Origin of the sequence: Kitasatospora sp. NPDC007106, from assembly GCF_040634455.1 — a bacterium.
GTDB lineage: Bacteria > Actinomycetota > Actinomycetes > Streptomycetales > Streptomycetaceae > Kitasatospora > Kitasatospora arboriphila.
Genome location: NZ_JBEYFP010000542.1, coordinates 1 through 4097, shown reverse-complemented (window position 1 = coordinate 4097; position 4097 = coordinate 1). Strand labels below are relative to the sequence as shown.

The following is a 4097-nucleotide window of genomic DNA, read 5'->3' as shown; positions in this document are numbered from 1 at the left end:
ATCAGCTTGGTGGGGTTGGAGTCCAGGTCGACCATGTTGCCGGCCTCCTTGGCCGCCATGGTGCCGGTGTTCATCGCCACGCCGACGTCGGCCTGGGCCAGCGCGGGGGCGTCGTTGGTGCCGTCGCCGGTCATCGCGACGAGCTTGCCGCCGGCCTGCTCCTTCTTGATCAGGGCCATCTTGTCCTCGGGCGTGGCCTCGGCGAGGAAGTCGTCCACCCCGGCCTCCTCGGCGATCGCCTTGGCGGTCAGCGGGTTGTCGCCGGTGATCATGACGGTCTTGATGCCCATGCGGCGCAGTTCGTCGAACCGCTCCCGCATGCCCTCCTTCACCACGTCCTTCAGGTGGATCACGCCGAGGACGCGCGGCGCCTTCCCGCCGTCCTTCTCGGCGACGACCAGCGGCGTGCCACCCGCAGCGGAGATCCCGTCGACCAGCTGCGCGACGTCGGCACCGACCGTGCCGCCGTTCTCGGTCACCCAGGTGGCGACCGAGCCGGCCGCACCCTTGCGAACCTGCTTACCGTCCACGTCGACGCCGGACATACGGGTCTGGGCGGTGAAGGGGACCCAGGTGGCGTGCGCCAGCTCGCCCTGGGCGCGGGCCCGCAGCCCGTACTCGGTCTTGGCGAGGACGACGATCGAGCGGCCCTCGGGGGTCTCGTCGGCGAGCGAGGAGAGCTGGGCGGCGTCGGCAAGTTCGCCGATCTCCACCCCGGTGGCGGGCTGGAATTCGGCGGCCTGCCGGTTGCCCAGGGTGATGGTGCCGGTCTTGTCCAGCAGCAGCGTGTTGACGTCGCCCGCGGCCTCGACGGCCCGGCCGGACATGGCGAGGACGTTGCGCTGCACGAGGCGGTCCATGCCGGCGATGCCGATCGCGGAGAGCAGCGCGCCGATCGTGGTCGGGATCAGGGCGACGATCAGGGCGACCAGCACGATCATCGATTGCGGCGCGCCGGCATAGGTCGCCATCGGCTGCAGGGTGACCACGGCGATCAGGAAGACGATCGTCAGCGAGGCCAGCAGGATGTTGAGCGCGATCTCGTTCGGGGTCTTCTGCCGGGCGGCGCCCTCGACCAGGGCGATCATCCGGTCGATGAAGGTCTTGCCCGGCTCCGAGCTGATCTTCACCACGATCCGGTCGGACAGCACCTTGGTGCCGCCGGTGACCGCGCTGCGGTCGCCACCGGACTCCCGGATGACGGGTGCGGACTCGCCGGTGATCGCGGACTCGTCCACGCTGGCGACGCCCTCGACGACGTCACCGTCGCCGGGGATGGTCTGTCCGGCCTCGACCACCACGTGGTCGCCGAGCCGCAGCGCGGTGCCGGAGACCTCCTCCTCGGCCTGCGAGGCCGGCCAGTTGGTGAGGCGACGGGCCATGGTGTCGGTCTTGGTCTTGCGCAGGGTGTCAGCCTGGGCCTTGCCGCGGCCCTCGGCGACGGCCTCGGCCAGGTTGGCGAAGACGACGGTCAGCCAGAGCCAGGCGGTGATCGCCCAGGCGAACACCGACGGGTCGGCGACCGCGGCGACCGTGGTGACGACCGAGCCGACCTCGACCACGAACATGACCGGGTTCTTGACCATCACCCGCGGGTCGAGCTTCTTCACCGCGTCGGGGAGCGAGGAGACGATCAGCTTCGGGTCGAGCAGGCCGCCCCGGACTCTGTGCGGCGCCTCGCCGTTCTCGACCGATGCGGGGGCGGGGGTGAGCGTGGTGGACATCAGTGGAGACCTTCTGCGATCGGGCCGAGGGCCAGGGCCGGGAAGTAGGTGAGGCCGACGACGATCAGCACCACACCGGAGAGCAGGCCGACGAAGAGCGGCTTGTGGGTGGGCAGGGTGCCCGCGCTCGCCGGAACCGGCTGCTGCCGCGCGAGCGAACCCGCCAGCGCCAGCACGAACACCATCGGCAGGAACCGGCCGAACGCCATCGCCAGGCCCAGCGCCGTGTCGTACCACGGCGTGTTCACGGTGATGCCCGCGAAGGCGGAGCCGTTGTTGTTGGCGGCGGAGGTGAGGGCGTACAGCACCTCGGAGAAGCCGTGCGGGCCGCTGTTGAGCATGCCCGCCCGCTCACCGGGCAGCGCCATCGCGACACCCGTGCCGACCAGCACGATCGCCGGAGTCGTCAGGATGTACAGCGAGGCGAACTTCATCTCCCGGCCGCCGAGCTTCTTGCCCAGGTACTCCGGGGTCCGCCCGACCATCAGACCCGCCACGAACACCGCGACGATCGCCAGGACCAGCATGCCGTACAGGCCCGAGCCGGTACCGCCGGGCGCGATCTCACCCAGCATCATGTTGAAGACCGTCAGACCGCCGCCGAACGGCGTGAAGGAGTCGTGGAAGGAGTTCACCGCGCCGGTCGAGGTCAGCGTCGTCGAGGCCGCGAACAGACTCGACGCGGCGACACCGAACCGCTGCTCCTTGCCCTCCATCGCCCCGCCCGCGGCCTGCAGCGCGGTGCCGGCGTGTTGGTGCTCGAAGAAGGTGATCAGTGCGGCGGAGGCGACCCAGAACAGCGCCATCACGGCGACGATCGCGTAGCCCTGGCGGTGGTCGCCGACCATCCTGCCGAAGGTCCGGGGCAGCGAGAACGAGATCACCAGCAGCAGGAAGATCTCCAGCCAGTTGGTGAAGCCGTTCGGGTTCTCGAACGGGTGCGCCGAGTTGGCGTTGAAGAAGCCGCCGCCGTTGGTGCCCAGCTCCTTGATGACCTCCTGCGAGGCCACCGGCCCGCCCGGGATCGACTGGGTACCGCCGCCCAAAGTGGCGAGGTCGTGGAAGCCGTGGAAGTTCTGCACCACACCGTTCGCCACCAGGACCAGGGCGAAGACGATCGACAGCGGAAGCAGCAGACGCAGCACGATGCGGGTGAGGTCGACCCAGAAGTTGCCGACCCGGTCGGTCCGGTTGCGGGTGAAGCCCCGGATCAGCGCGGCGACGATCGCGATACCGACCGCGGCCGAGACGAAGTTCTGCACCGCCAGGCCCGCCATCTGCACCAGGTGGCCCATCGCGGACTCGCCGCTGTAGGACTGCCAGTTGGTGTTGGTGGTGAACGAGACCGCGGTGTTCCACGCCTGGTGTGCCTCCATCTCCGGCACACCCAGGGACAGCAGCAGGTGCGTCTGGAGGCGTATCAGCCCGTAGAGGAAGAGGATCGACAGGGCGGAGAAGGCCAGCACCGAGCGCAGGTACACCGGCCAGCGCTGGTCGGCGTCACCTTCGACGCCCACCAGCCTGTAGAGGCCGCGTTCGACTCTGAGGTGCTTGGCGGTGGTCAGGAGCTTGGCGATGTAGTCGCCGAGAGGGCGGTAGCACAGGGCCAGGGCGCCCACCAGGGCGAGGGCCTGCAGCCACCCGGCAGCAGTGGAGCTCATGTCAGAACTTCTCCGGGTAGATCAGCGCGACGACGAGGTAGCCGACGAGTGCGACGGCGACGATGAGACCTGCGATGTTGTCGGCGGTCACAGCTTCTCGACCCCCTTCGCTATCAGGGCGATGACGGCGAACACGGCGACCGTGACACCGACGAAGACGAGATCTGCCATGGGTTCCACCTGGGTGGCTCAGGGACCGGGGCCGGGGCCGACGCGGTCCGCACTACGCCGGCGGGTGGCCGGCACAGGAAGCCAATCAGCAGGTCAGACGGCCGCACGGGGTCCTGACACGCTCCATACGGCGGGGCCGGAAACCTTGACGCCGCCTTGACGACGGCGTCACGCGGCCGAGACCGGACATCGTCCGAAACGTGTCCGGGCCCGGGGCAGCCTGGCTGCGCCGGGCCCGGACACCGCTGGTCTCAGAGCTTCTCGGGTTCGGGGACGTCCCGCACCGGGGCCGGCTCGCCGCGCCGCATCGCCCCCGGCGCCCGTCGCGCGGGCCGGTCGGCCCGGGGCGCGGAGGACAACTGCCACGGCACGCTGATCACCATCACGCCCGGGGTGAACAGCAGTCGGGACTTGAGCCACAGCGCCGACTGGTTGTGCAGCAGTTGCTCCCACCAGTGCCCCACCACGTACTCCGGGATGAACACCGCGATCGCCTCGTGCGGGTGGTTGCGCCGATACTCGCGGACGTACTGGACGACCG

General features: G+C 69.7%; 3 protein-coding genes and 1 pseudogene. All 4 read right to left on the bottom strand.

Annotation, left to right across the window (positions count from 1 at the left end):
• The coding region (kdpB, locus tag ABZ641_RS28020; RefSeq protein WP_359986068.1) for a potassium-transporting ATPase subunit KdpB at positions 1 to 1724 on the bottom strand (1724 nt) is incomplete at its 3' end.
• Complete coding sequence (kdpA, locus tag ABZ641_RS28015; RefSeq protein ID WP_359986065.1) at positions 1724 to 3385, bottom strand: potassium-transporting ATPase subunit KdpA; 1662 nt, start codon at positions 3383 to 3385, stop codon at positions 1724 to 1726. The genes kdpA and kdpB, both read right to left, overlap by 1 nt.
• A 1-nt stretch (position 3386) precedes the next feature.
• Entirely contained in the window at positions 3387 to 3476 is a 90-nt protein-coding gene (gene kdpF / locus ABZ641_RS28010) for a K(+)-transporting ATPase subunit F (RefSeq protein ID WP_043175966.1), read from the bottom strand.
• Between the two features lie 331 nt (positions 3477 to 3807).
• Positions 3808 to 4097 (bottom strand): annotated as a pseudogene (locus ABZ641_RS28005) (DNA-binding protein); the annotation flags it as partial.

Excerpts from the sequence above, each read along its gene's own strand:
- kdpA (WP_359986065.1), bottom strand. The coding sequence starts at position 3,385 with ATGAGCTCCACTGCTGCCGGGTGGCTGCAGGCCCTCGCCCTGGTGGGC.